The 26,186-nt window shown below is 73.4% G+C and carries 21 protein-coding genes; 9 read left to right on the plus strand and 12 right to left on the minus strand.

What is annotated here, in order from left to right:
- Nucleotides 1–52 precede the first annotated feature (52 nt).
- From ACIP98_RS11005 to ACIP98_RS11025, 5 genes are all read left to right on the plus strand, one after another.
- Entirely contained in the window at nucleotides 53–1,276 is a 1,224-nt protein-coding gene (locus ACIP98_RS11005) for an arginine deiminase (protein WP_319659053.1), read from the plus strand.
- A gap of 365 nt (nucleotides 1,277–1,641) precedes the next feature.
- Nucleotides 1,642–2,808, plus strand: coding sequence for an alanine--tRNA ligase-related protein (locus tag ACIP98_RS11010; RefSeq protein ID WP_401975237.1), 1,167 nt, complete (start codon nucleotides 1,642–1,644; stop codon nucleotides 2,806–2,808).
- A gap of 293 nt (nucleotides 2,809–3,101) precedes the next feature.
- Nucleotides 3,102–4,127, plus strand: coding sequence for an ornithine carbamoyltransferase (argF, locus tag ACIP98_RS11015; RefSeq protein ID WP_401975060.1), 1,026 nt, complete (start codon nucleotides 3,102–3,104; stop codon nucleotides 4,125–4,127).
- Between the two features lie 76 nt (nucleotides 4,128–4,203).
- Nucleotides 4,204–5,031, plus strand: coding sequence for an enoyl-CoA hydratase family protein (locus tag ACIP98_RS11020; RefSeq protein ID WP_401975062.1), 828 nt, complete (start codon nucleotides 4,204–4,206; stop codon nucleotides 5,029–5,031).
- 2 nt (nucleotides 5,032–5,033) lie between these two features.
- Nucleotides 5,034–7,301, plus strand: coding sequence for a bifunctional salicylyl-CoA 5-hydroxylase/oxidoreductase (locus tag ACIP98_RS11025; RefSeq protein ID WP_319659050.1), 2,268 nt, complete (start codon nucleotides 5,034–5,036; stop codon nucleotides 7,299–7,301).
- A 6-nt stretch (nucleotides 7,302–7,307) separates the two neighbouring features.
- Here ACIP98_RS11025 and ACIP98_RS11030 read toward each other — a convergent pair whose 3' ends face one another.
- The 4 genes from ACIP98_RS11030 to ACIP98_RS11045 form a co-directional block, all read right to left on the minus strand.
- Nucleotides 7,308–7,604 (minus strand): Uma2 family endonuclease, encoded by a 297-nt coding sequence (locus tag ACIP98_RS11030; RefSeq protein WP_319659248.1) that lies wholly within the window; start codon nucleotides 7,602–7,604, stop codon nucleotides 7,308–7,310.
- Nucleotides 7,605–7,639: 35 nt separating this feature from the next.
- On the minus strand, nucleotides 7,640–7,819 hold the full coding sequence (locus tag ACIP98_RS11035) for a Uma2 family endonuclease (protein WP_401975065.1): 180 nt from the start codon (nucleotides 7,817–7,819) through the stop codon (nucleotides 7,640–7,642).
- Nucleotides 7,820–7,981: 162 nt separating this feature from the next.
- Nucleotides 7,982–8,794, minus strand: coding sequence for a PaaX family transcriptional regulator C-terminal domain-containing protein (locus ACIP98_RS11040; RefSeq protein WP_319659048.1), 813 nt, complete (start codon nucleotides 8,792–8,794; stop codon nucleotides 7,982–7,984).
- Between the two features lie 4 nt (nucleotides 8,795–8,798).
- Entirely contained in the window at nucleotides 8,799–10,409 is a 1,611-nt protein-coding gene (locus ACIP98_RS11045) for an AMP-binding protein (RefSeq protein WP_319659047.1), read from the minus strand.
- Between the two features lie 95 nt (nucleotides 10,410–10,504).
- Between ACIP98_RS11045 and ACIP98_RS11050 the strand changes: the two genes are divergently transcribed.
- The 3 genes from ACIP98_RS11050 to ACIP98_RS11060 all read left to right on the plus strand — a co-directional run bounded on the left by ACIP98_RS11050 (nucleotide 10,505) and on the right by ACIP98_RS11060 (nucleotide 13,242).
- Nucleotides 10,505–11,614: an acyl-CoA dehydrogenase family protein gene (locus ACIP98_RS11050; protein WP_319659046.1), complete on the plus strand. Its 1,110-nt coding sequence runs from the start codon at nucleotides 10,505–10,507 to the stop codon at nucleotides 11,612–11,614.
- Nucleotides 11,611–12,009, plus strand: coding sequence for a RidA family protein (locus tag ACIP98_RS11055; RefSeq protein ID WP_401975068.1), 399 nt, complete (start codon nucleotides 11,611–11,613; stop codon nucleotides 12,007–12,009). The genes ACIP98_RS11050 and ACIP98_RS11055 overlap by 4 nt, the downstream gene beginning before the upstream one ends.
- A gap of 336 nt (nucleotides 12,010–12,345) precedes the next feature.
- Nucleotides 12,346–13,242, plus strand: a complete 897-nt coding sequence (locus tag ACIP98_RS11060; RefSeq protein WP_401975071.1) for an aminoglycoside phosphotransferase family protein — start codon at nucleotides 12,346–12,348, stop codon at nucleotides 13,240–13,242.
- 354 nt (nucleotides 13,243–13,596) lie between these two features.
- Here the strand turns inward: ACIP98_RS11060 and ACIP98_RS11065 are convergent, their stop codons facing one another.
- The 8 genes from ACIP98_RS11065 to ACIP98_RS11100 form a co-directional block, all read right to left on the minus strand.
- Nucleotides 13,597–14,829 (minus strand): RNA polymerase sigma factor, encoded by a 1,233-nt coding sequence (locus tag ACIP98_RS11065; protein WP_401975240.1) that lies wholly within the window; start codon nucleotides 14,827–14,829, stop codon nucleotides 13,597–13,599.
- Nucleotides 14,826–15,188, minus strand: a complete 363-nt coding sequence (locus tag ACIP98_RS11070; RefSeq protein ID WP_319659043.1) for a YciI family protein — start codon at nucleotides 15,186–15,188, stop codon at nucleotides 14,826–14,828. Before ACIP98_RS11070 ends, ACIP98_RS11065 begins: the two co-directional genes overlap by 4 nt.
- A 209-nt stretch (nucleotides 15,189–15,397) precedes the next feature.
- The gene (locus ACIP98_RS11075) at nucleotides 15,398–18,316 is read right to left on the minus strand and encodes a hypothetical protein (protein WP_401975073.1); all 2,919 of its coding nucleotides are present in this window, start codon (nucleotides 18,314–18,316) and stop codon (nucleotides 15,398–15,400) included.
- A complete protein-coding gene (locus ACIP98_RS11080) occupies nucleotides 18,316–20,166 on the minus strand; it encodes an HSP90 family protein (protein WP_401975076.1) in 1,851 nt (616 codons plus the stop codon). Before ACIP98_RS11080 ends, ACIP98_RS11075 begins: the two co-directional genes overlap by 1 nt.
- 80 nt (nucleotides 20,167–20,246) lie before the next feature.
- Nucleotides 20,247–21,287, minus strand: coding sequence for a hypothetical protein (locus tag ACIP98_RS11085; RefSeq protein ID WP_401975079.1), 1,041 nt, complete (start codon nucleotides 21,285–21,287; stop codon nucleotides 20,247–20,249).
- A gap of 143 nt (nucleotides 21,288–21,430) precedes the next feature.
- A complete protein-coding gene (locus ACIP98_RS11090; RefSeq protein ID WP_401975081.1) occupies nucleotides 21,431–22,960 on the minus strand; it encodes a helix-turn-helix domain-containing protein in 1,530 nt (509 codons plus the stop codon).
- A gap of 14 nt (nucleotides 22,961–22,974) precedes the next feature.
- Nucleotides 22,975–23,475, minus strand: coding sequence for a methylated-DNA--[protein]-cysteine S-methyltransferase (locus ACIP98_RS11095; RefSeq protein WP_401975083.1), 501 nt, complete (start codon nucleotides 23,473–23,475; stop codon nucleotides 22,975–22,977).
- Nucleotides 23,476–23,484: 9 nt separating this feature from the next.
- A complete protein-coding gene (locus ACIP98_RS11100) occupies nucleotides 23,485–24,972 on the minus strand; it encodes an AlkA N-terminal domain-containing protein (protein WP_401975084.1) in 1,488 nt (495 codons plus the stop codon).
- Nucleotides 24,973–25,104: 132 nt separating this feature from the next.
- Between ACIP98_RS11100 and ACIP98_RS11105 the strand changes: the two genes are divergently transcribed.
- A complete protein-coding gene (locus ACIP98_RS11105; protein WP_401975086.1) occupies nucleotides 25,105–25,932 on the plus strand; it encodes an isocitrate lyase/phosphoenolpyruvate mutase family protein in 828 nt (275 codons plus the stop codon).
- The last annotated feature ends 254 nt before the right edge of the window (nucleotides 25,933–26,186 follow it).

Below are 26,186 nucleotides of genomic sequence, written 5' to 3' on the forward strand. Positions count from 1 at the left end.
TGCCCGCCCCTTCCAGGCGGTAAACCCCCGCCAAGTGGGAATGTCTAGCCCCATGGCATTCCATGTGGACTCCGAGGCCGGGCGGCTGCGCAGCGTCATCCTCCACCGCCCCGGCCTGGAGCTGAAGAGGCTCACGCCGTCGAACAAGGACGCTTTGCTCTTCGACGACGTCCTGTGGGTGCGCCGGGCGCGCGCCGAGCACGACGGCTTCGCCGACGTGCTGCGCGACCGGGGGGTGACGGTCCACCTCTTCGGCGATCTGCTGCGCGAGTCGCTGGCCCTGCCCGAGGCCCGGCGCCTCGTCCTGGACCGGGTCTTCGACGAGAAGGAGTACGGGCCGGTCGTCACCGACCACCTGCGCGCCGCCTTCGAGGAGCTGACCGCCGCCGAGCTCACCGAGGCACTGGTCGGCGGCATGACCAAGCGGGAGTTCCTGGCCCGGTTCGCCGAGCCGACCTCGGTGCGCTTCCACGTCATGGAGCTGGACGACTTCCTGCTCGATCCGCTGCCGAACCACATCTTCACGCGGGACACCTCCGCCTGGGTCTACGACGGCGTGAGCATCAACGCGATGCGCTGGCCCGCCCGCTGGCACGAGACCGTCCACTACGAGGCGGTCTACCGGCACCACCCGCTGTTCGCCGGCGCGGGCTTCCACGTGTGGTCCGAGGGCCAGGCCGCCTACCCCTCCACCATCGAGGGCGGCGACGTGCTGGTGATCGGCAACGGCGCCGCGCTGATCGGCATGAGCGAGCGCACGACTCCGCAGGCCGTGGAGATGCTGGCGCAGCGCCTGTTCAACGCGGGCTCGGCGACCACCATCGTGGCGCTGGACATGCCCAAGCGGCGGGCTTTCATGCACCTGGACACCGTGATGACCATGGTGGACGGCGACACCTTCACCAAGTACGCGGGGCTGGGCATGCTGCGCTCGTACACCATCGAGCCCGGCGCGGGGGAGCGGGATCTCAAGGTCACCGACCACCCGCCGGAGCACATGCACCGCGCCATCGCCGCCGCGCTCGGCCTCGACGACATCCGGGTCCTGACCGCCACCCAGGACGTGCACTCCGCGGAGCGCGAGCAGTGGGACGACGGGTGCAACGTGCTGGCGGTGGAGCCGGGTGTGGTCCTGGCGTACGAGCGCAACAGCACCACCAACACCTTCCTGCGCAAGCGCGGCATCGAGGTGATCGAGATCCCGGGGAGCGAGCTGGGCCGGGGCCGCGGCGGTCCGCGCTGTATGAGCTGCCCCGTCGTGCGCGACGCCGTGTGACGGCTCGGCGACGAAGCGGCCGCGACCGGGCGCTCCGGTCGGCGGGTTCGGCGGGTTCGGCGGGTTCAGCCGGTGCGGCGGTGCGTCCGGTGCGTCCGCGCGGTAAATCGTGTGCCCCGCGGACACCGCAGGGGCTACGCTCGGCGCTGTGAACGTCATGGGCCGAAGCACCACCGCGACCGCGCGAGCGACCAGCTCGCCGGTTGCCGCCGCCTGACGTACCTCCTGCTTCCACCGGCGACCGGAAACGGTCCGCCGATGGCCCCATGGCTTCCCCGCCCCGGTTCCGATGATCGTGCGGACTGCTGTCCGGTGCCTCCCCGCTGCACACGCGAAGGAGTCATCCCATGCACACCGACCGGATCATGAGCACCGATCAGATCGCCCGCACGTTCGTCGAGTACTACGAGGAGCGCGGCCACCGCCGGATCACCGGCTCGACCCTGCTGCCGCCGCCCGGTGATCCGGTGCTGTTCACCACCTCGGGCATGCACCCGCTCACCCCGTACCTCGAGGGGCGCCCGCACCCGCTCGGCAGGCGGCTGGTCAATCTGCAGCGCTGTCTGCGCACCACGGACCTCGACGAGGTCGGCGACCGTACCCATCTGACCGTCTTCGAGATGCTCGGCACCTGGTCGCTCGGCGACTACGAGGGCCCGTCGAGTCTCGAGTGGGGCTACGGACTGCTCACCGAGGGGTTCGGCGTCGATCCGGCCCTGCTCCACGTCACGGTCTTCGGCGGCGACGACCGGACCGGCCCGGACACCGCCTCCCTGGAGCTGTGGCAGGGGCACGGGGTGCCGGTGGAGCTCACCGTCGAGGACAACTGGTGGTCCAACGGGCCGACCGGCCCGTGCGGCCCCGACTCGGAGATCTTCCTGTGGACAGGAGACACTCCGCCGAGGTCCACGCCGACCGGGGACGACCGCTGGGTGGAGGTGTGGAACCACGTGATGATGCGCCATCGGCGGCTCGCCGACGGTTCACTGGTGCCGCTTCCCCAGCGCAATGTCGACACCGGGCTCGGCCTGGAACGGCTGGCCTCGCTGCTGCAGGGGCGGACGTCGGTGTTCGAGTGCGACGTCTTCGACCCCTGGCGCCGCCTCGTACCGGTCCTGTGGCCGTTGGACGAACCGTCGCTGCGTCTGGTCTACGACCACCTGCGCTCGGCCGTCGTGGTGATCGGCGACGGGACGCTCCCGGGCCCTACCGGCCGCGGCTACGTGCTGCGCCGGCTGATCCGGCGGGTGCTCACCGTGCTGCGGCGGGACGATCCGTCGCGCGGCCTGGGGGACCTGCCGGACGAACTGGTCCGCCACACCCTCGACCACTTCCGGCAGGAGACGGACCCGGACACCGTACGCCGGGTGCTGCTCGAGGAGGAGCACCGCTTCGGCCGGCTTCTGGAGCGCGGCCGGCGGGTGCTGGCCCGGCCCCGGTTCCGTGGCCCGCTGGGCGAGGAGGACTTCCGCTACCTCCACGACACCCACGGCCTGCCGCGCGACCTCGTCCTGAGCCTCCGGCCGCAGTGACGGGTCGGGGCGTGGCGAGGGATCCAGGCGGTTGCCGCGCCGTGCCCCCACCCGCGTGGTGGATTCCCGGTCGGGAGAACGGGATCCCCCACGCGGCGGGAAGGTGTGACCTGGCACGCCGCTTCGGGCGACCGATGCCCTGCCGACACGAGAATCGGCGCGCCGCGTCACAGTGGTGTCACCCAGTCTTCTTCCGGAAGGCTCTGTATAAACATGCGAATTCGCGTATATACTTCCACGTCATTGGTGTACGCGTGTTCGGCGCCCGGCCGACGACGACCTAGGAGGCCCTCATGGCCATCGACCTCGCCGGTCGCCCCTTCCTCAAGGAGCTGGACTTCGCCCCCGAGGAGTTCCGCGGCCTGGTGGAGCTGGCGGGCGAGCTGAAGGCGGCCAAGAAGGCGGGCGCCGAGGTACGGCGGCTGGCCGGCCGGAACATCGCGCTGATCTTCGAGAAGACCTCGACCCGCACCCGTTGCGCCTTCGAGGTCGCCGCCGCGGACCAGGGTGCCGCCACGACGTACCTGGACCCCTCCGGTTCCCAGCTCGGCCACAAGGAGTCGGTCAAGGACACGGCGCGGGTGCTGGGCCGGATGTTCGACGGCATCGAGTACCGCGGCACCGGTCAGGAGATCGTCGAGGAACTCGCCGCGCACGCCGGTGTCCCGGTGTGGAACGGGCTGACGGACCAGTGGCACCCCACGCAGATGCTCGCCGACGTCCTCACCATGACCGAGCACAGCGGCCGCACGGCCGGTGACGCCGCCGGCATCGCCTACGCCTACCTGGGCGACGCCCGCTCCAACATGGGCAACTCCCTCCTGGTCACCGGCGCCCTGCTGGGCATGGACGTGCGCATCGTGGCCCCGAAGCGGCTGTGGCCCGACACGTCGGTCGTCGCGGAGGCGCACCGGCTGGCCGCCGCCACCGGCGCGCGCGTCACGCTCACCGAGGACGTCGCCGAGGGCGTGGCGGGCGCGGAGTTCGTCCACACCGACGTCTGGGTCTCGATGGGCGAGCCCAAGGAGGTCTGGGACGAGCGCATCGCGCTGCTCGCCCCCTACGCCGTGACCGCGGACGTCCTGCGGGCGACGGGCCGGGCCGACGTGAAGTTCATGCACTGCCTTCCCGCCTTCCACGACCTCGGCACGAAGCTGGGCCGGGAGATCCACGAACGGCACGGCCTGACCTCGCTGGAGGTCACCGACGAGGTCTTCGAGTCGCCGCACTCGGTCGTCTTCGACCAGGCGGAGAACCGGATGCACACCATCAAGGCGGTCCTCGTCGCCACCCTGGCAGGCGCCACGCCTATCGCGTAGTCGTGACGGCGGTCACGAAGGAGTGATAACTTCGCGGTGAAGGCAGTCTGCCTCCCCCGCGAAGGAGGACGTGCCCATGAGCCCCTACCGAGGCTCCGCAGGCCGCACCGAGGAATGGCGGCACCTGCGGGTGGACCGGGCCGACGGCATCGTCACCGTCACCCTCGACCGTCCCGACCGGCTCAACGCGCTGACCTTCGGCGCCTACGCCGATCTGCGCGACCTGCTCACCGAGCTGCCGCACGACGGCGACACCCGCGTCCTGGTACTCGCCGGAGCCGGCCGCGGCTTCTGCTCCGGCGGTGACGTCGACGAGATCATCGGCGCGACCCTCGCCATGGGCGCGGGCCAGTTGCTGGACTTCACCCGGATGACCGGGCAGGTCGTCCGCGCCATCCGCGAGGCGCCCTTCCCGGTGATCGCGGCGGTGCACGGCGTGGCGGCGGGCGCCGGCTCCGTCATCGCCCTCGCCTCGGACTTCCGGGTGGTCGAACGCTCCGCCCGCTTCGCCTTCCTCTTCACCAAGGTGGGCCTGGCCGGCGCGGACATGGGCGCCGCCTACCTGCTGCCCCGCATGGTGGGCCTCGGCCACGCCACCCGGCTGCTGATGCTCGGCGACACGGTCGGCGCACCCGAGGCCGACCGCATCGGCCTGGTCAGCGAACTCGTCGACGACGGGCAGGCCGACGCGAGCGCCGCGGCGCTGGCCAAACGCCTGGCCGCCGGGCCCGCACTGGCGTACCAGCAGACCAAGGCGCTGCTCACCGCCGAGCTCGACATGCCGCTGGCCGCGGCCGTGGAGATGGACGCCGCCACTCAGGCGCTGCTGATGACCAGCGCCGACTACGCGGAGTTCCACGCGGCGTTCACCGAGAAGCGCAGCCCCAACTGGAAGGGCCGCTGACCGTGCGAGTGGCCATCATCGGCGGCGGCCCCGGCGGCCTGTACGCGGCGGCGCTGCTGGCGCGCCTCGACCCCGAGCGGTCCGTCACGGTCTGGGAACGCGGCGCGCCGCAGGACACGTTCGGCTTCGGCGTCGTGCTGTCCGACGAGACGCTCGGCGGCATCGAGCACGCCGACCCGGTCGTCTTCCGCGCCCTGGAGCGCGAGTTCACCCGCTGGGACAACATCGACGTCCACCACCGCGGACGGGTGGTGACCTCCGGCGGCCACGGCTTCGCGGCCGTGGACCGGCGCCGGCTGCTCACGATCCTGCACGACCGGTGCCGTGCCCTCGGGGTGACCGTCCGCAGCCGCGAACTCGCCCCCGCTGCCGCGGAACTGGCCCGCACCCACGACCTCGTCGTCGCCGCCGACGGCGCCAACAGCGCCACCCGCGGCGCCCACGCCACGTCCTTCCGCCCCACCCTGACCGGCCACGGCTGCCGCTACATCTGGCTCGCCACCGACCTCGCCCTGGACGCCTTCCGCTTCGAGATCGTGGAGACCGAGCACGGGATCATGCAGGCCCACGGTTACCCCTACCGGCCGGGCGCCGCCACCTTCATCGTCGAGATGCACGAGGACGTCTGGCGCCGCGCCGGCCTGGACCGCGCGGACGAGACGGAGTCCATCGCCCGCTGCGAGAAGATCTTCGCGGACGCGCTCGGCGGCCACTCCCTGCGCGGCAACCGCTCCCGCTGGGGCGCCTTCACCACGGTCGTCAACGAGCGCTGGCGCCACGAGAACATCGTGCTGCTGGGCGACGCCGCGCACACCGCGCACTTCTCCATCGGCTCCGGCACCAAGCTGGCCATGGAGGACGCCCTCGCCCTCGCCGCGTCCCTGCGCGAACAGCCGGACCTCCCGGGGGCGCTGGCCGCGTACGAAGCCGAGCGGAGGCCCGTCGTCGCCAGTACCCAGCGGGCGGCGCGGGCGAGCCTGGAGTGGTTCGAGCACCTGGAGCAGTACGCGGCGCAGCCGCCGCGGCAGTTCGCGTTCAACCTGCTGACCCGCAGCCGCCGCGTCACCCACGACAACCTGCGGCTGCGTGACGCGGACTTCGCCGCCGCCGTCGAGCGGGACTTCGGCACCGCCCCGGACACCCCGCCGATGTTCACGCCGTTCACCCTGCGCGGGCTGACCCTGCGCAACCGCGTCGTCGTCTCCCCGATGGACATGTACTCGGCCACCGACGGGGTCCCCGGCGACTTCCATTTCGTCCACCTGGGCGCCCGGGCGCTGGGCGGTGCGGGTCTGGTCATGACCGAGATGGTCTGCGTCAGCCCCGAGGGCCGCATCACCCCCGGCTGCGCGGGCCTGTGGAACGACGAGCAGGAGGCGGCCTGGCGCCGCGTCACCGACTTCGCGCACACCCAGCCCGGGGCCGCGATCGGCCTCCAGCTCGGCCACAGCGGCCGCAAGGGCTCCACCCGCCTGATGTGGGAGGGCATCGACCAGCCGCTCCCGTACGGCAACTGGCCGCTCGCCGCGCCCTCCCCGCTGCCCTACCGGCCCGGCACCAGCCAGATCCCGCACGCCCTGGACACCGACGGGCTGGACCGCATCCGAGAGCAGTTCACCGAGTCCGCGCGGCGCGGCGCCCGGGCCGGCTTCGACCTGCTGGAACTGCACTGCGCCCACGGTTATCTGCTCTCCGGCTTCCTCTCCCCGCTCACCAACCGACGCACCGACGCCTACGGCCGCGACCTGGCCGGGCGGCTGCGCTTCCCGCTGGAGGTCTTCGACGCCGTCCGCGAGGTCTGGCCCGCCGACCGGCCCATGACGGTGCGCATCTCCGCCACCGACTGGGCCGAGGGCGGCACCACCGCCGAGGACGCCGTCGAGATCGCCCGTGCCTTCGCCGACCACGGCGCCGACGCCATCGACGTCTCCACCGGCCAGGTCGTCCCCGACGAGCGGCCCGACTTCGGCCGCTCCTACCAGACCCCCTACGCCGACCGGATCCGCAACGAGCTCGGGATCCCCGTCATCGCCGTCGGCGCCCTCTCCTCCTGGGACGACGTCAACTCCCTGCTCCTCGCGGGCCGCGCCGACCTGTGCGCGCTGGCCCGCCCGCATCTGTACGACCCCCACTGGACGCTCCACGCCGCCGCGGAGCAGGGCTACACCGGGCCCGGCGCACCGTGGCCGCTCCCGTACCAGGCGGGCAGCCGCAAGCCGCCCACCGGGCGCACGGACGCGCCGAGGCCGCGCCTGAGGCTGGACGGGTGACACACGTCAGGCGAAGACGGACGTGTCCAGGGAGAACGAGAACGGCTCGGGGAGGTCGAGTTCCTTCCCGAACAGGACGCGGACGTCCTGGCGGTAGTCCCCGTCGGCGGGCTCGCCGTACCGGGTGACGGTGCCCTCGGTGCGGTCCACCAGCAGGTAGAAGGGGATGCCGGCGGCCGCGTAGCCGCGGCGCTTCGGGCCGCGGTCCTTGTCCGGGCGCGTGGATGTCACCTCGACGGTCATGACGACTCCGTCGAGAACAGCCCACGCGTCGAGGCCTCGGAAGAACGGTCGCGGAGCCACGGTGGCGTCCGGGACGAAGCGGCCGAGCGGGGTGATCAAACCCTTCGTGCCGGCGCCGTAAAGTTCGGCGGAGATTTCCTGGCGATCTGCCAGAGCAGTTCCCCCACGGCGTCCTCGTGGTCTCCGTCGGGCGGCGGGGTCGCGACGATCTCCCCCTCGATCAGCTCGGCGCGGTATCCCTCGGGCCCCGTGAGGTCGAGGAAGGCGGCCAGCACGGCGTCGCCGCCGGAGTCCGGGCGTCCGGTCGCGGGCAGTGCCAGTCGCGTACCTCCTCGATCGTCATGGTTCCGCTCCCATGCGGTCAGGTCATGCCCCGCCGGTCGGCATGGGCATGTGTCCTGTCAACGATCACCCGCGGCGCCGGACACGTCATGCGATCAGCGGACCGGCAGGAACGCCGCGCCCGCGTCCCGGAGCCGGTCGTGCAGGTCGTGGAAGACCGCGGCGCTCCTGCCGCCGGGCCAGTCGCGGGGCAGCAGGGCGGGGGAGAGGCCGGGGTCGGCATAGGGCAGCCGGCGCCAGGAGTCGAGGGCCCGGAGGTAGTCCGCGAAGGCGTCCTGGGCCGGGGTGGTGCGGCGGGCGGCCCAGCGGCGCAGGACGGGCTCGTGGGCGTCGAGGAAGGCGAGGTGGAGCTCGGCGATGCCGTCCAGGTCCCACCAGCGGCGCACGGCGGAGGCCGTCGGCTCGAAGCCCAGGTGGGTGCCCGTGAAGAGGTCCACATAGGTGTCCAGGCCGAGGCGGCGCAGGGTGTGCCCGGCCTCGTCGTACAGCCGGGCGGGGGCGATCCACACTCCGGGCGCGGCGGTGCCGAAGCCCAGGCGGGCCAGCCGGGAGCGCAGCAGATGGCGCTTGTGGCGCTCGCTCTCGGGGACCGAGAAGACCGCGAGCACCCACTGCTCGCCGGCCGCCTCGTCGTCCGGGCGGCCGTAGATGCGCCGGTCGCCGTCGGCGAGCAGCTGCCGCGCGTCGTCGGACAGGACGTACCCGGCGGCCCCGTCGACGCGGTCCGGGGCGAGCAGGCCGCGCCGCTTGAGCCGGGAGACCGCGGAGCGGACCGACTGCGGGTCGACGTCCAGTGCGCCCATGAGCCGGATCAGTTCGGCGACCGGGATGCGGCCGTCCCACTCGCCGGTCCGCCCGTAGGCGCCGAAGTAGGTCACGATCAGCGAACTGGGAGTGTGCTCGGTCACGCGATCACTGTAGGTCGCGCAGCCGGAAGCGTTGCAGCTTCCCCGTCGGCGTGCGCGGAAGGGCCTGGACGAACCGGATCTCGCGCGGGCACTTGTAGCCCGCGATCTCCTCCTTGACGAAGGCGCGCAGTGCCTCGGCCGTTCCCGCGCGTCCGTCGTGCGGCAGCCCGTCGCGCAGGACGACGAAGGCCCGCACGACCTGCCCGCGGCCCTCGTCCGGCACGCCGATCACCGCCGCCTCGCGGACGTCGGGGTGGCGCAGCAGGGCCTCCTCGACCTCGGGGCCCGCGATGTTGTAGCCGGCCGAGATGATCATGTCGTCGGCGCGGGCCACGTAGCGGTAGTAGCCGTCCGGCTCACGCACATAGGTGTCGCCGGTCAGGTTCCAGCCCTCGCGCACGTAGTCGCGCTGCCGCTCGTCCGCCAGGTAGCGGCAACCGGTCGGACCGCGTACGGCGAGCAGTCCCGGTTCGCCGTCCGGCAGCGGAGTGATCGTCAGCGGGTCGACCACGCGCGCCTCGTAGCCCGGTACCGCGACGCCGGTGGTGCCGGGCCGGATCGCCTCGTCGGCGGCGGAGATGAAGATGTGCAGCATCTCTGTGGCGCCGATGCCGTTGATGATGCGCAGCCCGGTCGCCTCGTGCCAGGCCCGCCAGGTGGCGGCGGGCAGGTTCTCGCCCGCGGACACGCAGCGCCGCAGCGAGGACAGGTCGTATTCGCCCGGGAGCTGCAGCATCGACCGGTAGGCGGTGGGCGCCGTGAAGAGCACGCTGACCCGGTGGGTGCCGACGGCCCGGGCCAGTTGCTCCGGCCCGGCCTGCTCCAGGAGCAGAGTGGAGGCCCCCGCCCGCAGCGGGAAGACGACGAGCCCGCCGAGCCCGAAGGTGAAGCCGAGCGGCGGGCTGCCCGCGAACACGTCGTCGGCGCGGGGTCGCAGGACGTGCGCGGAGAAGGTGTCGGCGATGGCGAGCACGTCGCGGTGGAAGTGCATGCAGCCCTTGGGGCGGCCCGTCGTGCCCGAGGTGAACGCGATGAGCGCCACGTCGTCCGCGGAGGTGGCCACGGCCGCGAAGCGGTCCGGCTTGGCCGCGGCCAGCCGCAGCAGGTCGTCGGAGGCCTCCCCGCCGTACGTCGCGATCCGCAGTCCCGGCACCTCGGCCTTGGCCAGGTCGTCCACCGACCGGATGTCACACAGCGCGTGCCCCACGGCGGCGAGGCGGCCGATCGTCGCCAGCTCCTGGGCGCGGTGCGCCGCCAGCACCGTGACCGCGACGGCCCCCGCCTTCATCACGGCGAACCAGCAGGCCACCAGCCACGGCGTGGTCGGCCCGCGCAGCAGCACGCGGTTGCCGGGCACCACGCCGAGGTCGTCGACGAGCACGTGCGCGATGCGGTCGGCGGCGGCGCGCAGGTCGTCGTACGACCACACCTCGCCGTCCGGCATGCGCAGGCAGGGCGCGTCGGGCGTGCCCCCGGCGAGCAGTTCGGCGCCGCAGTTGAGCCGGTCCGGGTACGCCATGGAGGGGAGGTCGCAGGACAGGACGGGCCACTGGTCACGCGGCGGGAGGTGCTCCCGCGGGAAAGTGTCCACGTGTGCGGATGGCAGCAGGTCCATGGCGGGTTCGCCCCTCGTTGGCACCTGGTTGCGGACGGATTCAGCGTAACGTGTTTGTGACGGCAGTCAACGGTACGCGATACGGGAGGTGCCCCGTGGCATCGTTCGCGCTCGACCCGGAACAGCTCAAGTGGTGCGCGCAGGTGCGCGACTGGGCCGCGGAACGGCTGCGGCCGCTCGCCGAGGCGGGTGAACCGGGCCGCGTCAACCGGCCGCTGCTCACCGCGCTCGGCGAACTCGGTCTGCTCGACCGCCTGTTCTCGGGCACCGCACTCGACCTGTGCCTGCTGCGGGAGTCCCTGGCCCGAGAGTGCACCGAGGCCGAGACCGCCCTCGCCTTGCAGGGACTGGGCGCGCACGCCCTGCTGGGGTCACCGGAACTGGCCGGCCGCTGGATCCCGCGGGTCGTGTCCGGCGAGGCGGTCGCCGCGTTCGCCCTCACCGAACCCGGCGCCGGATCGGACGCCGCCGCCCTGGAACTGGCCGCCGAGCGCGACCCGTCGGAGGGCGGCTGGCGGCTCAGCGGCGAGAAGTGCTGGATCTCCAACGCCCCCGACGCCGACCTCTACACCGTCTTCGCCCGGACCACCCCCGGGGCGGGCGCCCGCGGCGTCACCGCCTTCGCCGTCCCCGCCGACCGGCCAGGACTGGGCGGGCAGCGGCTCGACATGCTCTCCCCGCACCCGATCGGCCGGCTGACCTTCGACGCCGTCCCGGTCGGCGAGGGGGACGTCATCGGCGAAGTGGACCGCGGCTTCCGCGTCGCCATGACCACCCTCAACCGCTTCCGGCCGAGCGTCGGGGCCTTCGCCGTCGGCATGGCCCAGGCCGCCCTGGACGCGGCCACCGCCCACGCCGCCTCCCGCACCGCTTTCGGCGCCCCCCTGAAGGACCTCCAGTCCGTCTCCCACAGCCTCGCCGAGATGGCCACCCGCACCGAGGCCGCCCGCCTGCTGGTGTACGCGGCCGCGGAGGCGTACGACGCGGGATCGCCCGGAACGGCGCGCAGTTCCGCCATGGCCAAGCTCTTCGCCACCGAGACCGCCCAGTTCGCCGTGGACGCCGCCGTCCAGATCCACGGGGCCCGCGCGCTGGAACGCGGTCATCTGCTCGAACACCTCTACCGCGAGGTCCGCGCGCCGCGTATCTACGAAGGTGCCACCGAAGTCCAGCGGTCGATCATCGCCAAGGAGCTCTTCGCATGACCCTGCACCGCGTCAACCCGCCCGAACTCTCCCCGCCCACCGGCTTCAGCCACGCCGTGACCGCCACCGGCCGCACCCTGGTGTTCCTCGCGGGCCAGACCGCGCTCGACGCCTCGGGGAAGATCGTCGGGGACACCCTCCCGGACCAGTTCGAGCTGGCCCTGACCAATCTGCTCACCGCCCTCCGCGCGGCCGGCGGCACGCCGGCCGACCTCGCCCGTCTCACCGTCCACACCACCGACGTCGCCGCCTATCGCGCGCACGCCCCCGAACTGGGCCGCGTCTGGCGGACCCTGGCCGGCCGCGACTATCCCGCCATGGCCGTCATCGGCATCACCCGGCTGTGGGACGAGGAGGCCATGGTCGAACTCGACGGCATCGCGATGCTGCCCTAGGGACGGCCCGGACCGGACCCATCAAGGCGGCCGCCCGCGGCCGTTTGCCCCGGCGGCCGCCTTCACCGGGCCCGGGACCGCCCGCCGGCACTTGGCCGCGAGCGGAGAGAAGGACGCCGGCGGCGCGGCGAGCGTGAGGACCGGTGGCGTGCACCTCTGGTCCACAAGGTCGTCGCGGGCCACCGCCACCGCGGCCTTGTCCGAACTTTGGGGCTGTTCCGTCCCTGGGCTTCTGATCTGCAGCTCTCCGAAGCCGAATGGGAGTTGCCGGACACATGACAGTGAGAAGCCCGGCGGCTCCGCCTGCCGCCTGCCGCCTCAGTACTGTGACTTCGCATGACCGACATCGAGATCGAGATCACCGCAGACCTGGTGCGCGACCTGCTGCAGGAGCAGCATCCCGACCTCGCCGGGCTGGCCGTCCGCGAGGTGGCGGGTGGTTGGGGCAACCAAATGTGGCGTCTCGGGGACGAGTTGGCCGTGCGCATGCAGCGCATGGACCCTACTCCGGAGCTCCAACTCAAGGAGCGGCGGTGGCTACCCGTGCTGGCTCCGCGCCTTCCGCTCCCGGTGCCGACTCCGGTGCGGTTCGGTGCACCGTCCGAGCGCTTCCCCAAGCACTGGACCGTGATGACATGGGTTCCCGGCAAGCCGCTGGACCACGGCTCGATCAGCCGCGGCGCCCACGCGGCCGATACGCTGGCGGGTTTTCTTCGTGCGCTCCACGTGGAGGCGCCCGCCGAGGCGCCGATCAGCTCGGACTTCGGCGCTCACCCCAGGAAGTGCGGCGACGGCTTCGAGAACTTCTTCCAGGCTGTTGTCCCCCACGCCATCGCCGCCGACGTCCGGGCCGTCTGGGACGACGCCGTCGCGGCCCCCGAGTGGGAGGGTCCGCCGGTCTGGGTGCATGGCGACCTCCATCCCGCGAACGTCGTCGTCTCGGACGGAACACTCGCGGGCATCGTCGACTTCGGTGCCCTGTTCGCCGGCGATCCGGCGTGGGACCTCGCCGCCGCATGGGTGCTGCTGCCCGCAGGCACGGCCTCACGGTTCTTCGACATGTACGCGCATGCGGACGAGGCGGCGATCCGGCGCGCCCGCGGGCTGGCCGCGATGAAGAGCCTCTTCCTGATGCTCATGGGGCAGAACGGAGACCGGGGCCTTCCCGGCGGCAAGCCGCACTGGGGACCTGTGGGCCGGGCGGCACTCGACCGTGTTCTGAAGGGCGTTTGACGCGCGCTTTGTGAACCTGTTCTGAATCTCGGTCGAGAGCCGTGCGGCACTCGGTCTCCGTGGGTTCATCGGTCGCCGCGCGTTGTACGGCATCAGCGCGACCGGCCCCAGCCGGAGCAAGGCCGGGGCACGGCACCGTCCCGTCGATCTCCCGGACGCGGAATCGGTACATATACCCCACAGGCCGGGTCCCGGGTCACCCGGCGCCCTACGGTGGCCGTCCTCGCGGAGTCCGTCGGGGAGTGCGGCGTCCGCTGCCGGCAGGCGATGGCGAAGACGCCGTCCGAAGGCGCCAGGAGCGGCTCGGACGGTCCCTGGCCGTCGTCCCGGACGGGCTGAGGGCTGTCCACGGCCTCACGGCAGGTCGGTCTCCGCGCGCCTGCGCCGCAGGAAGTCCTGCTCGGCGGCGTTCCCGGTGCGCGCGATCGCCGCCTCGTACGCCCGCGCGGCCTCGGCGCCGCGGCCCAGGCGCCGGAGCAGGTCCGCGCGGACGGCGTGCAGTACGGAGTAGCCGTCGAGCGCCAGGTCGTCGACGATTGCGAGCGCGGCCGCCGGGCCGTCCACCTCGGCGACGGCGACGGCGCGGTTGAGCGCGACCACCGGGCCGGGGGCCACGGCCATGAGCTGGTCGTACAGGGCCAGAACCTGCGCCCAGTCGGTCGCCGCGGCTGTCGGCGCGTCACTGTGCACGGCGTTGATCGCGGCCTGGATCTGGTACGGGCCCGGCCGGCCGCGGCGCAGGCAGCGGCGGACGAGGACCTGCCCCTCGGCGACCAGTTCACGGTCCCAGCGGTCGCGGTCCTGCTCGTCGAGGGGGACGAGACCGCCGTCCGCGGCGGTGCGCGCGGGCCGGCGCGCCTCGGTGAGCAGCATGAGCGCGAGCAGTCCCAGGACCTCCGGCTCGTCGGGCATGAGCCCGGCCAGCAGCCGTCCCAGCCGTACCGCCTCGGCGCACAGGTCCCCGCGCGTCAGGTCGTCGCCGGAGCTCGCCCGGTAGCCCTCGTTGAAGATCAGGTAGACCACCGCGAGCACCGGCCGGAGCCGGTCGGGGAGGTCCGCATCGGCCGGGACCCGGTACGGGATGCGCGCGTCGCGGATCTTGCCCTTGGCACGGACCAGGCGCTGCGCCATGGTGGGCTCGGGGACGAGGAAGGCACGGGCGATCTCGGCGGTGGTCAGTCCGCCCAGCAGCCGCAGCGTCAGGGCGACCTGCGCGGCGGGGGCCAGGGCGGGGTGGCAGCAGGTGAAGATCAGGCGGAGCCGGTCGTCGCGCACGGGGCCCTCCTCGGCCGGTTCGTCGCGGTCGTGCAGCAGCGCGGCCTCGGCGTGCCGGTCCTCGCGGGTCGCCTCGCGGCGCAGCCGGTCGATGGCCCGGTTGCGCGCGGTGGTGATGATCCACCCCGCCGGGCTCGGGGGCACGCCCGTGGACGGCCAGCGCCGCAGGGCCGTCGCGAAGGCGTCCTGGACCGCCTCCTCGGCGATGTCGATGTCGCCGAAGCGGCGGACCAGGACGGCCACCGCACGCCCGTACTCCGCGCGGAAGACGCGCTCGACCTCGGCGGCGGGGGCCGGCGTGCCGCTCGTCAGTCCCCCGCCCCGTCCGGTCCGCCGGCGAAGGGCCGCACCTCGATGGGCAGCGTGGTCGCGCGGGCGAGTTCGCGGCCCCAGGCCAGGGCGGCGTCCAGATCGGGGGCGTTGACGACGGTGAACCCGCCGAGGTACTCCTTGCCCTCCAGGAAGGGCCCGTCGGTGGTCAGCATCCCGCCCTCCTCCAGCCGCACGACGGTCGCCGTGCCGGGCGAGTTCAGCCCTCCGGAGAAGACCCAGGCGCCTGCGGCCCGCATCCGCGCGTCCACGGCGTCGACGTCCCGCATGATCCCTTCCAGGACCTCCGGCGGGGGAGGGGTGCCCTCCGGCTGGTACACACTGAGCAGGTACTGCTTCATGGCGGTCTTTCCTGTCGTCGGCCGCCGGTCTCGGTACCGGCGTCTCACCTTCTGTACGAACGGGCCCGGCCCGGATCGACACCCGCCGCCGCCCGGTTTCCGCGCGGGCGGTTGCGCGGCCCGCTCTCCCCTCCTCCCCGGTCCCGGACGCGCCGATGCCCCGCCGGTCGGCCGAACGGGGGACCGGCGGGGCATCGAGGGATGCGGTGTCAGCGCCTCGGCGCGGCCACCTCGTCGCGGAGCCTGGACAGGATCTGCGCCGCGTGGTCGAGACCGGCGGCCTCGCAGCGGGCGATGGCGGCGCCGAGCCGGGCTCGTGCCGCGTCCGGCGACTCCAGGCCGTTGGCCTCGATGAGGGCGGCGACCCGGACCGCCTCGGCGCGCGGCGACTCGCCGGCCGGTCCGCCCGCGTCGTGGGCGGTGATGGCCCGCTCCATCTCGGCGAGGGCCTCAGGGAAGCGCTCCGCCGCGGCGAGGGCGCGGCCGCGCTGGTAGTGCGTGGCGCCGTTCTCGTACCACAGGGCGATGTCCTCGGTGCCCTCGTCCGCGGCCGCCAGCAGTTCCTCGGCCCCGCGGAGATGGCCGAGCGCCGTGTCGATGCCCTCGGGGCCCTCGGACGCCATGGTGTGCGCGGCGAACTGCCGCATCATCTCCGCGACCATGGGCAGGTTGGGTGCCTTGCCGTGCGAGGCGACGGCCCGGTCGTACGCGGACCGGGCCGCGTCCGGACGCCCCGCCTCCAGCAGCGCGACCGCCGCCTCCGAGGCGGCGAGGGTGTGCGTGAACTGCTCCTCCCACGGGGCGACCAGGTCGGCCAGGAGCAGGAACTGCTCCGCGGCGGACCGGTGTTCCTCCAGTTCCCGCAGTCCCCGGGCCAGGCTCAGCCGGGCCTGGGCGAGCACCCGCTCGTCCGTGCCGGCCGGGACGTCGTCGGTGACCAGGGACTCCAGCACGGCCACCGCGTCCGCCTGCCGGTCGGCGCGGGCGAGGACGTCGGCCAGCTCCAGACGCACCTCGACGGCACCGGCGGCGTCGTCCTGCCGGTCCAGCCGGGAGGCGCCCTCGGACAGATGGCGCACGGCGCCCGCCAGGTCGCCGGCGTGCGAGAGGGCGTGTCCGAGCATCGCGTGGGTGCGCGCCACCGGGAACGCGGTGTCTCCGTGCGCGGCGGCCGCCGCGAGCGCCATGCGCAACTGCTCCACGGCCTCGTCGGGGCGGTGCTGCTGCATCAGGATCTGGCCGAGCAGCCCGTGCGGTCGCTGTGCGCGCCAGGGCGCCCCGGCGCTGTCGATGGCCTCCAGTGCGGCGCGCAACTCCCGCTCCGCGCCCTCGAAGTCCCCGGAGCGCGCCGCGAGATCCCCCACGTACAGGCGGACGTTGATGGCGCGCTGCGGCACGCCGAGCCGTTCCGCCTCCTCGACGGCCTCCTGTGCGGCGGCCCGGAAACGCGACTCGACCTCCGCCGGGACGTCCGGCAGCGCCGAACTGGCCTCGGTGTGGGCCAGGAAGGCCCGGCACTGCAGCACGATGCAGTAGGACCGCCGGTCGTCCTCCGAACCGTCCAGCGGCAGTTCGCGTGCCCGCGCCAGGACGGCGTCCAGTTCCACCCAGCCCTCGGCGCTCTCCTCGCCGGGCGCGACCCCGACCGATGCGCGGCGCGCCCGGGCCGCCAGGGCCCGCCACTCGGCGCCCGCGCGGCCGAACAGCTCAATCGCCTCGGTCAGGGCCTCCCGGATCGCCGGCCGGTCCGGCCCGTCGGCCAGGTCCGAGGCCGCGAACGCGCGCTGCTCGGCCAGTTCGGCCCGCAGCACCTCCTCCGGCCCGAGCCGCGGATCGTGCGCGTGGTCCGCGGCCTCGACCCGTTCGGCGATCCGCCGCCAGAGCCGCTCGTCGCCGGGACGCGCCTGCGCGGCGTGCGCGCGGGCCCGCTCGACCAGGTCCGCGAAGTCCTCCGGGATCTCCTCCACGGGCGCGGCCGCCGGCCGGAGCCGGGTGGCGGATCCGGCCGACGCGGAGGGCACCGCGGCCGTGCGCAGGCCCAGTTCCAGCGGCTCGGCGAGCAGCGGCCGGGCGGCGAGCCGGGCGCGCCGCCGGTCGCCCACCGTCGTCGTGCCGTTCCGTTCGTCGAAGGCCGTGGTCAGCTCGTCCGCCTCGCGCTCGACATGGGCGAGCAGCGTCCGCGCCGTCCAGTTGCGGCCGAGCGGCCCGGACACCGGGACGTCGGCGTGGCCGTCCTCGGTCAGCCGCCGCAGCAGGACCTGTACCCCGGTCAGGAATCCGAGCAGCGACAGGGGCGCCCCGGTGGTCCCGAAGAGCGGACGGTTCTCCGCGAGGATCTCCAGGGCGCGGCCCTCGTTGCCGGACAGGGCGCAGAACTCCAGGTGCAGTCCGACCTCCTCCGCCATGCCGAGCCGGCCCCGGGCCCGCCGGTACCCCGACAGGTGGTACGAGCGGGCCTCGTCGGTGCGTCCGAGCCGCAGCAGGGGGAGCAGGGCGTGGGCCTGGCTGACCCAGGGCTCCTCCTGGCAGCTCTGGCCGCCCTCGAGCACCGGCTGCCAGGCCCCCAGGGCCCGGTCGTCGTCGCCCGAGACGAGGTGGTGGACGGCCCGGTGCCGGGTCTCGCACGCCTCGCAGTCGCTCAGCGCCTCGCGCGGCCGGGTGGCCCACAGGTCGAAGAGGTGGTCCCGGTCGACGCCGGTGTGGGCGGCGACCCGGTGGCGCATGGCGGCGACGGGCTGCAGGCCGTGCTTCGCGTCGCGGTACCGGTCGCGCATCTGGTCGATCCAGCCGTGGACAGCCGGCAGCGGCACCTCGGGCACCTGGAGCAGGGAGGTCGCCACCCACTTGTGGCGCCACAGGACCTGGCCGGCTTCCCACTCGCTGAAGGAGCCGGGCACCTCGTCCCACAGCTTCAGCACGCGGGCGAAGACGACCGGCGACTTGCGGTGCTCGGCGGCGTACTCGTACGCCGACATCAGCTCCAGCAGCGCCGTGACGAGGACGTCCTTCTCGTCGAACTGCTCGGCGGCCTCGACCAGTTCCTCGGCCGTCACGGTGCGGGGCAGCCCGTAGGGCCGCTCGTTGTTCTCGCGCAGGGCCTCGAAAACGGCCTCGGGGGTCTCCAGCATCACTGCTCCTTGGCGTCCGGCCCGGGCGCGGGGGTGTCCTGGTCGTGCATGGCGTGGGTGAGCAGGCCGATGAAGGCCCGGTTGAGCAGGGCGCTCTCGGAGGCCTTCAGTGGCCGGCGGGTGAGCAGCAGCGCCTGTCCGTACAGCGCTTCGGCGGTGGTGACGGCCAGCCCGCGCTCGCTGACGGTGGCGGCCCGGCGCACCAGCGGGTTCAGGTGGTTGAGTACGAGCTGGGCCCGCGGCGCCTCGGCCTTGAGCGAGCCCAGGATGTCCGCCCACAGCCCGTCGGTGCCCGCGGCGAGACCGGCCCGGGTGCGCTCGTGGCGGGCCTCGCGGTTGTCCAGCAGCAGCGCGGGCGCGGTGACGGGCTGGAAGGCCCGCAGCACCACGTCGCAGTCGTACGTCCCGACGACCTCGCGGGCGACCGAGAGGAAGGCGGCCGCGGCGAGTTCGGCGCCGGAGTCGACGGGGTCGAGATGGGCGGTCACCGTCGCGGGGTCCAGGTCGGTGACGGTGGAGCCGGGACGGATCTCCGGCAGCCGGTGCACCAGCTCCCGGTCGTAGGTGTAACCGCCGTTGACCACGCCGAGGCCGGCCGCCGCCGCGATGGGCGCGACCTGCCGGAACTCGTCGACGCTGCGGGTGACCAGCACCGTCGGGTGGGTGCGCGCGAACTCCTCGAGGGTGACGTTGCCGTCCGTCGTCTCGAAGGGCAGCCAGGGCAGGAGCATCCGCAGCAGGTCGTCGTCGTAGCGGGCGAGCGCTTTGACCGCGAGGTGGTGGCTGTCGATGAAGCGCTGCAGCAGCGCCGGGTCGCTGGCCGCGAGCTCGGTCAGCCAGTCGCGGATGCGCGCGCCCAGGGCGTCCCGGACGGCGGCCAGCGTCTCGTCCTCGTACAGCGCCTCGCGCGAGGCCGTCGGGCGCAGGCTGCTGACGTCCACGACACAGCGGACGAAGAAGGCCCACTCCGGGAGGAGTTCGGACGCCCGGTCCGAAAGGAGCATGCCCTTCAGGTGCACCCGGTGCCCGGCGCGCTCCGACGGGTTGACGGCGGTGGGCAGGACGTACGCAACGCCGCGCAGCCCGGCGACGGGCAGGTCGAGGTCGATGGTGTCCAGCGGCGTGAACCCGAAGGTGGTGCGGCAGTGCTCGGCCAGCGCCTCACGGCGGGCCAGCGGCGAGCCGTGGCGGCGCTCCCAGGGCGGGGTGTCGTTGACCACGGTGGTCCCGCCGCGCGGGTCGACCACGGTGACCTCGTGCCGGAGCAGGCTGCCGTAGTGCCGGGCCAGCGAGGTCACCCGGTCCGGCTGCGTCCACTCGCCGCCGTCCGCGCGCGGTGTCAGCGTCACGCGCGTGCCCGGCTCGGGCATCGCGCCGGCGGGCAGCGTGCGGATGGTGTAGCTGCCGTCGGAGCGGCCGCGCCACTCGACGGCGGGGGCGCCGGGGACGGCGGCGTGACGGCTGAGGACGGTGATCTCGTCGGCGACGACGAAGCAGGCGAGCAGGCCGATGCCGAACTGGCCGATGAAGTCGCCCCGGGCGGCTTCGAGTTCCCCGGCGGCGGCGCGCTTGGAGCTGCGCCCGATGGTGGCGAGGAAGGAGTGGACGTCGGCCTCGCTCAGGCCGACACCGGTGTCGGTGACGGTCAGCGAGTCGCCGGTCGCCACGGTGATCCGGGCCGGGGCGCTCGGCTGGAGCGCCTGTCGCGCGGTGATCGCGTCGACGGCGTTCTGCAGCAGTTCGCGGAGGTAGACACGCGGGCTGGAGTAGAGGTGGTGGGACAGCAGATCGACCAGGCCGCGCAGGTCGACCTGGAACGTGTGGGCTGTCGGGGAAGGGGAGTGGGACACGTGGATGGCCTTCTCGATCGGCGCGCCGGCGAGCGTGTGCCGCCCGGCACGGCGCGGTGTGCGGAGTGCGGCGGCGGGGGCTAGTGGCGGCCGGCGCCGGAGCGCAGGGCGCGGTAGGGCACCCGCGGGTCGTCTCCGTTGATGTACTGCCACGGGGAGCGGGTGACGAGGCCGCGGGTCGCGGCGAAGGCCGCGGCGGCCGCCCGCTTCTCCCCGGCGAGGGCGAAGGCCATGGCGAAGACGTTGTAGCACTCGACGGCCTCGATCCGGCCGGCGAAGCCGGGGTGGCGGATGGACCGGTCGGCGGCCTCGTGGAGCTCGCGGCTCACGTGGTCCTGCAGGATGTAGGCGCTGTCGGCGCCCTGGTCCAGGTGCAGCCAGTGCTCGAGGTGCGCGACGGCCACGAGCACGCCCAGCGGCCCGCCCTCCGGCCCGCTCTCCATGGACTCGCGGGCGAAGGCGTGCATCTCCTCGTGCGAGCCGCTCCACTTGGCGCACACCTGCTGCAAGTGCTGCTGGTGCGCCCCCAGATGACCGGGCACGCGGCGCACGGAGGCCTCGAAGCGCAGGCGCGCCAGGTCCGGGCCGATCTGCAGGCCCCGCCCGCACATCTGCAGGAAGTACCAGGGGGAGGCCCACCCGGGTTCGAGCTCGGCCGCCCGGTACAGCAGGTCCTCCGCGGTCTCCAGGCGCTCGTGGAAGATCCGGAACTGCTCGCGGGAGACATGCGAGGCGCGCGCCCCCGTGCGGGCCTCCCACGCCCAGCTCACCCCGCGGGCGCCCGCCACCAGCAGGGCGAGTCCCGAGTCCCCCTCGGCCTCGACGACGCCGGGCATCCACTGCTCGAACCCGGCGACGTCGGTCGCCGCCGCGATGAGCCAGCTGCGCTCCCAGTCGTCCGTGACCGCGGACAACTGGGCCCGCATCGCGGGCCAGTCGCCCGCGGCGGTGGACGCGAGCAGCCGTGCGCGGTCCGGGTTCCCGCCCGCCGGATCCAGTCGTGCCGGCGGGCGCGGCGCCCACCGTCTCAGGGAGAACGCCGACGCGCGTTCCCGGATCCCCTCCGTCGCCGTGCCGCCGCTCCGTTGACCGACCTGTCGGACCTGTCGGACCGCTGTCATGAAGACCCCCTCCTGGCCTGGCCTTTTCCCCCCGGGCCATGATCCGGTGACCGCAGCATGATTATCACGGCGGGTTCGGTGCGGGCCAAGGGGTGCCAGATGCCGGGAGGGGGTCCGGGAGCCGCGCGGTCGGTTCCGCGGGATCAGATGTCGCGGAACGTCTCGATCTGCGCGCCGATCGAGTTCAGCCGCTCCGCCAGCTCCTCGTAGCCGCGGTTGATGACGTACACGTTCCGCAGGACCGAGGTGCCCTCGGCGGCGAGCATGGCCAGCAGGGTGACCACGGCGGGCCGCAGCGCGGGCGGGCACATCATCTCGGCGCTGCGCCAGCGGGTGGGGCCCTCGACCAGGACGCGGTGCGGGTCCAGGAGCTTGACGTTGGCGCCGAGGCGGGTCAGCTCGGTGAGGTAGATGGCGCGGTTGTCGTAGACCCAGTCGTGGATGAGGGTCGAGCCCTGCGCGGTCGCGGCGATCGCCGCGAAGAAGGGCACGTTGTCGATGTTGAGGCCCGGGAAGGGCATCGGGTGGATCTTGTCGATGGGGGAGCGCAGCTTGGAGGGGCGCACCGTGAGGTCGATCAGCCGGGTCCGGCCGTTGTCGGCCTTGTACTCGGCGGAGCGCTCGTGGTCCAGGCCCATCTCCTCCAGGACGGCGAGCTCGATCTCCAGGAACTCCACCGGCACGCGGCGGATCGTGAGTTCGGACTCGGTGACCACGGCCGCGGCGAGCAGGCTCATCGCCTCCACCGGGTCCTCCGACGGCGCGTAGTCCACGTCCCGGTCGATGTGGGCGACGCCGTGCACGGTCAGTGTGGTGGTGCCGATGCCGTCGACCCTGACCCCCAGCTCCTCCAGGTAGAAGCACAGGTCCTGGACCATGTAGTTGGAGCTGGCGTTGCGGATGACGGTGACACCGTCGTGCCGGGCGGCGGCCAGCAGCGCGTTCTCGGTCACGGTGTCGCCGCGCTCGGTCAGCACGATGGGCCGTCCGGGGGTCACGGCGGGGGTGACCCGGGCGTGGTACATGCCGCTGGTGGCGGTGACCTCCAGCCCGAAGTGGTGCAGGGCCGTCATGTGCGGCTGGACCGTGCGGGTGCCCAGGTCGCAGCCGCCGGCGTACGGGATGCGGAAGCGGTCGGTGCGGTGCATCAGGGGGCCGAGGAACATGATGACGCTGCGGGTGCGCCGGGCGGCCTCCATGTCCATGGAGTCCAGCTCCAGCGCGGCCGGCGGCACGATCTCCAGGTCGTTGCCGTCGTTGATCCAGCGGGTGCGCACCCCGATGCTGTTCAGCACCTCCAGGATGCGGTAGACCTCCTCGATCCGCGCGACGCGGCGCAGGGTGGTCCGCCCGGAGTTCAGCAGCGTGGCGCACAGCAGCGCCACGCACGCGTTCTTGCTCGTCTTGACGTCGATGGCGCCGGACAGCCGGCGCCCGCCGACGACCCGCAGGTGCATCGGGCCCGCGTACCCCAGGGAGACGATCTCGCTGTCGAGCGCTTCACCGATTCGGGCGATCATCTCAAGGCTGATGTTCTGGTTTCCGCGTTCAATACGGTTCACCGCGCTCTGGCTGGTGCCGAGCGCCTCCGCCAGCTGTGACTGTGTCCAGCCCCGGTGCTGACGGGCGTCACGGATGAGTTTGCCGATACGTGCGAGGTAGTCGTCTCCCATGGGGCGAGGGTATCTCACATATGAGATGGCAGCCCGCGTTCCAGGTCGAGCAGGTACCTCTTGCGGCCGAGGCCGCCCCCGTAACCGGTCAGGCTCCCCGAGGCGCCGATCACCCGGTGGCAGGGCACGACGATGCTGATCGGGTTCCGCCCGTTGGCGAGCCCGACGGCGCGCGAGGAGCCGGGGCTGCCCAGCTCGCCGGCGAGCTGACCGTAGGTCGTGACGGTGCCGTACGGGATCTCCCGCAGGGCCTCCCAGACGCGCTGCTGGAACGGGGTGCCCGCCATCGCCAGCGGCAGGTCGAAGTCGGTCAACCCGCCCGCGAAATAGGCCCGGAGCTGCTCGGCGACCTCGGCGAAGGGGGAGTCGGCGGGGTCGCGGCGCTCGCCGAAGGTCTCGACCGGGGGCTGGTGCCGGTGCTCGGTCATGTAGAGACCGGACAGGACGCCGTCGGTGGCCACCAGGGTCAGCGGTCCGACCGGGCTGTCCGTCGAGGCGTGTGTGCGAAGGGACATGACGGAAGCTCAGTTCTTGTCGGAGGGGAGGAAGTTGATCGCGTGGTCGCCGGTGGCCCACAGGTACTGCACGGCGTAGGCCCGCCAGGGCCGCCACGCGGCGGATCGCCGGACGAGGGCCGCGGGGGTCCTCGGAAGGCCCAGCGAATCCGCCGCGAGGCGTACGCCCAAATCGGTGGGAAGGAACGCGTCGGGGTCGCCGAGCGCACGCATCGCGACCGCCTCGACCGACCATGGGCCAAAGCCCGGCAGGGCGGCCAGTTGCTCGCGCGCCTTGTCCCAGTCACTGCCGACGTCCAGGTCGAGTCCGCCCTTGGTGAGCGCCTCCACCAGGCCGGTCAGCGTGGTCCGTCGCGAGCGCGGCATGGCCAGCCGCTCGGGGTCCAGCGAGGTCAGCGCCCAGGGCGACGGGAAGAGATGGGTGAGGCCGCCTCCGGGGTCGGCGACCGGATCGCCGTGCGCCGTGACCAGGCGCCCGGCCAGGGTGCGCGCGGCCGCCGTGGAGACCTGCTGCCCCAGCACCACGCGTACCGCGAACTCCGCGCCGTCCACCGTGCGCGGTACCCGGCGCCCCGGGCTCTTGTCGACGTGCGGGGCGAGCAGCGGGTCCTCGCGGAGCAGCCCGTCGACGGCGACCGGGTCGGCGTCCAGGTCCAGCAGCCACCGGCAGCGGCTGATGGCGTGCGACAGGTCGCGCCAGTCCGTGAGCGACAGCCGGCACCCGATGTGCCCGGCCTCGGGCCGCAGGGCCGCGATCCCGTGCCCGTACGGCAGCCGCAGCGTGCGGCGGTACGCGCCGTCGCGCCACTCCTCCACGCCGGGCACCGCGGTCGCGGCCAGGTGCCCGAAGAGGTTGCCGGGGCAGAGCGGCGTCCGGTGGGGCAGCCGCAGCGACAGCGTTCCGGAGACGCCGGGGGCGGCCGTCGCCCGCTGCCGCCCCGCCCGGGCCCGCAGCTCGCTCGGCGTCAGCGCGAAGACCTCGCGCACGGTGTCGTTGAAGGTGCGGATGCTGGAGAAGCCGGCGGCGAAGGCGACGTCGCCCATCGGCAGCGCCGAGGTCTCGATCAGCAGCCGGGCGGTCTGCGCCCGCTGCGCCCGGGCGAGCGCCAGCGGCCCCGCCCCGAGCTCGGCGAGCAGCTGCCGCTCCACCTGCCGGGTGCTGTAACCGAGCCGCCTCGCCAGGCCCGGGACGCCGTCGCGGTCCACGACCCCGTCGGCGATCAGCCGCATCGCGCGGGCGACGAGGTCGGCCCGCTCGTTCCACTGCGGCGAGCCGGGGCTGGCGTCCGGGCGGCACCGCTTGCAGGCACGGAAACCGGCCTGCTGGGCCGCGGCCGCGCTCGGGTAGAACGTCATGTTCTGCGGCTTCGGCGGGTGCACGGGGCAGCCGGGCCGGCAGTAGATGCCGGTGGTCAGCACCGCGGTGAAGAACCACCCGTCGAAACGGGAGTCCTTCGCCTGTACGGCGCGTACGCAGCGTTCGAAGTCCTCGTGCACATCACCCAGCATCCGTGGGCGGGACCCCCGGAGGCTAGCGAGAATCCGACATCGACGTAGGCGGACGCGGGCGGACGGTCGTGTCGGAAAACCGCCGGACGGCCACCGCGTCCCGCTGATGGACTGGCCGGTGTGAATCCTGAACTCAAGGCCGAGGCCGAACTGTTCCGTTCCCTCCATGTCCCCGGCCGCCCCCTGCTGCTGGCCAACGCGTGGGACGCCGCGAGCGCCCGCGTCGCCGAGCGCGCGGGGGCCGCCGCCGTCGCCACCACCAGCTCCGGTGTGTCCTGGACCCTCGGCACCGCGGACGGCGGCCACGTCGATCCGTCCCTCGCGCTGGCGCTCACCGCCCGGGTCGCGGCGGCCGTCGCGGTCCCCGTGAGCGCGGACATCGAGGGCGGTTACGCGACCGGCCCCGAGGGCGTCGCCGACACCGTGCGGGCGGTCCTGGCGGCGGGCGCCGTGGGCGTCAACATCGAGGACTCCTTCGCCGGCGGTCCGCGGCCGCTGCGTGCCCCGGCCGACCAGGCCTCCCGGATCGCCGCCGCGCGCCGGGCCGCCGACGAGGCCGGGGTGCCGCTCTTCGTCCACGCCCGTACCGACACCTTCCTGCGCGGTCCCGGCGACATCGAGGAGACCCTGGCGCGCGCCGCCGTCTACCTGGACGCCGGCGCCGACGGCATCTTCGTCCCCGGCGTGACCGACCCGGCCCTCGTCTCCGAGCTCGCCGACGGGATCGACGCCCCCCTCGGTGTCCTCGCCGGTCCCGGGGCACCCGCCGTCGCCGAACTCGCCGCCGCCGGCGCCGCGCGGGTGAGCCTGGGCAGCGCCGTCGCCGAGGCGGCCTACGCCCTTGTCGACCGCGCGACCCGCGAGTTGCTGGAAAGCGGAAGCTACGCCGCGCTGGCGGGCGGCATCCCCTGGGGCGAACTCAACGCCCTGATGCGCCCGGAGGCGTGAGCCGCCCGGTCCTCCTCCGCCCGTCACCGCCCGGCCTCCCGCGAAGCGGTTGATCGGAGACGGCGGTTGGGGGCGGGCCGATCGCGGCCCCCGGTTCGCCCGCCCGGTCCCGGCCGGGCGAACCGGGAAGGAGAACGGGCTATTTCACGGGGGTTACGCGCTCCACTCTTGACAACGTTGTCTGGTAAGGAACAGGCTAACCGCGATCTACGGCAGGTGTGCCCTTTTACGAGTCCCCCATCCCCTTACGGAGC

It is taken from the genome of Streptomyces sp. NPDC088354, assembly GCF_044753585.1.
In the GTDB taxonomy this organism is placed as follows: Bacteria; Actinomycetota; Actinomycetes; order Streptomycetales; family Streptomycetaceae; genus Actinacidiphila.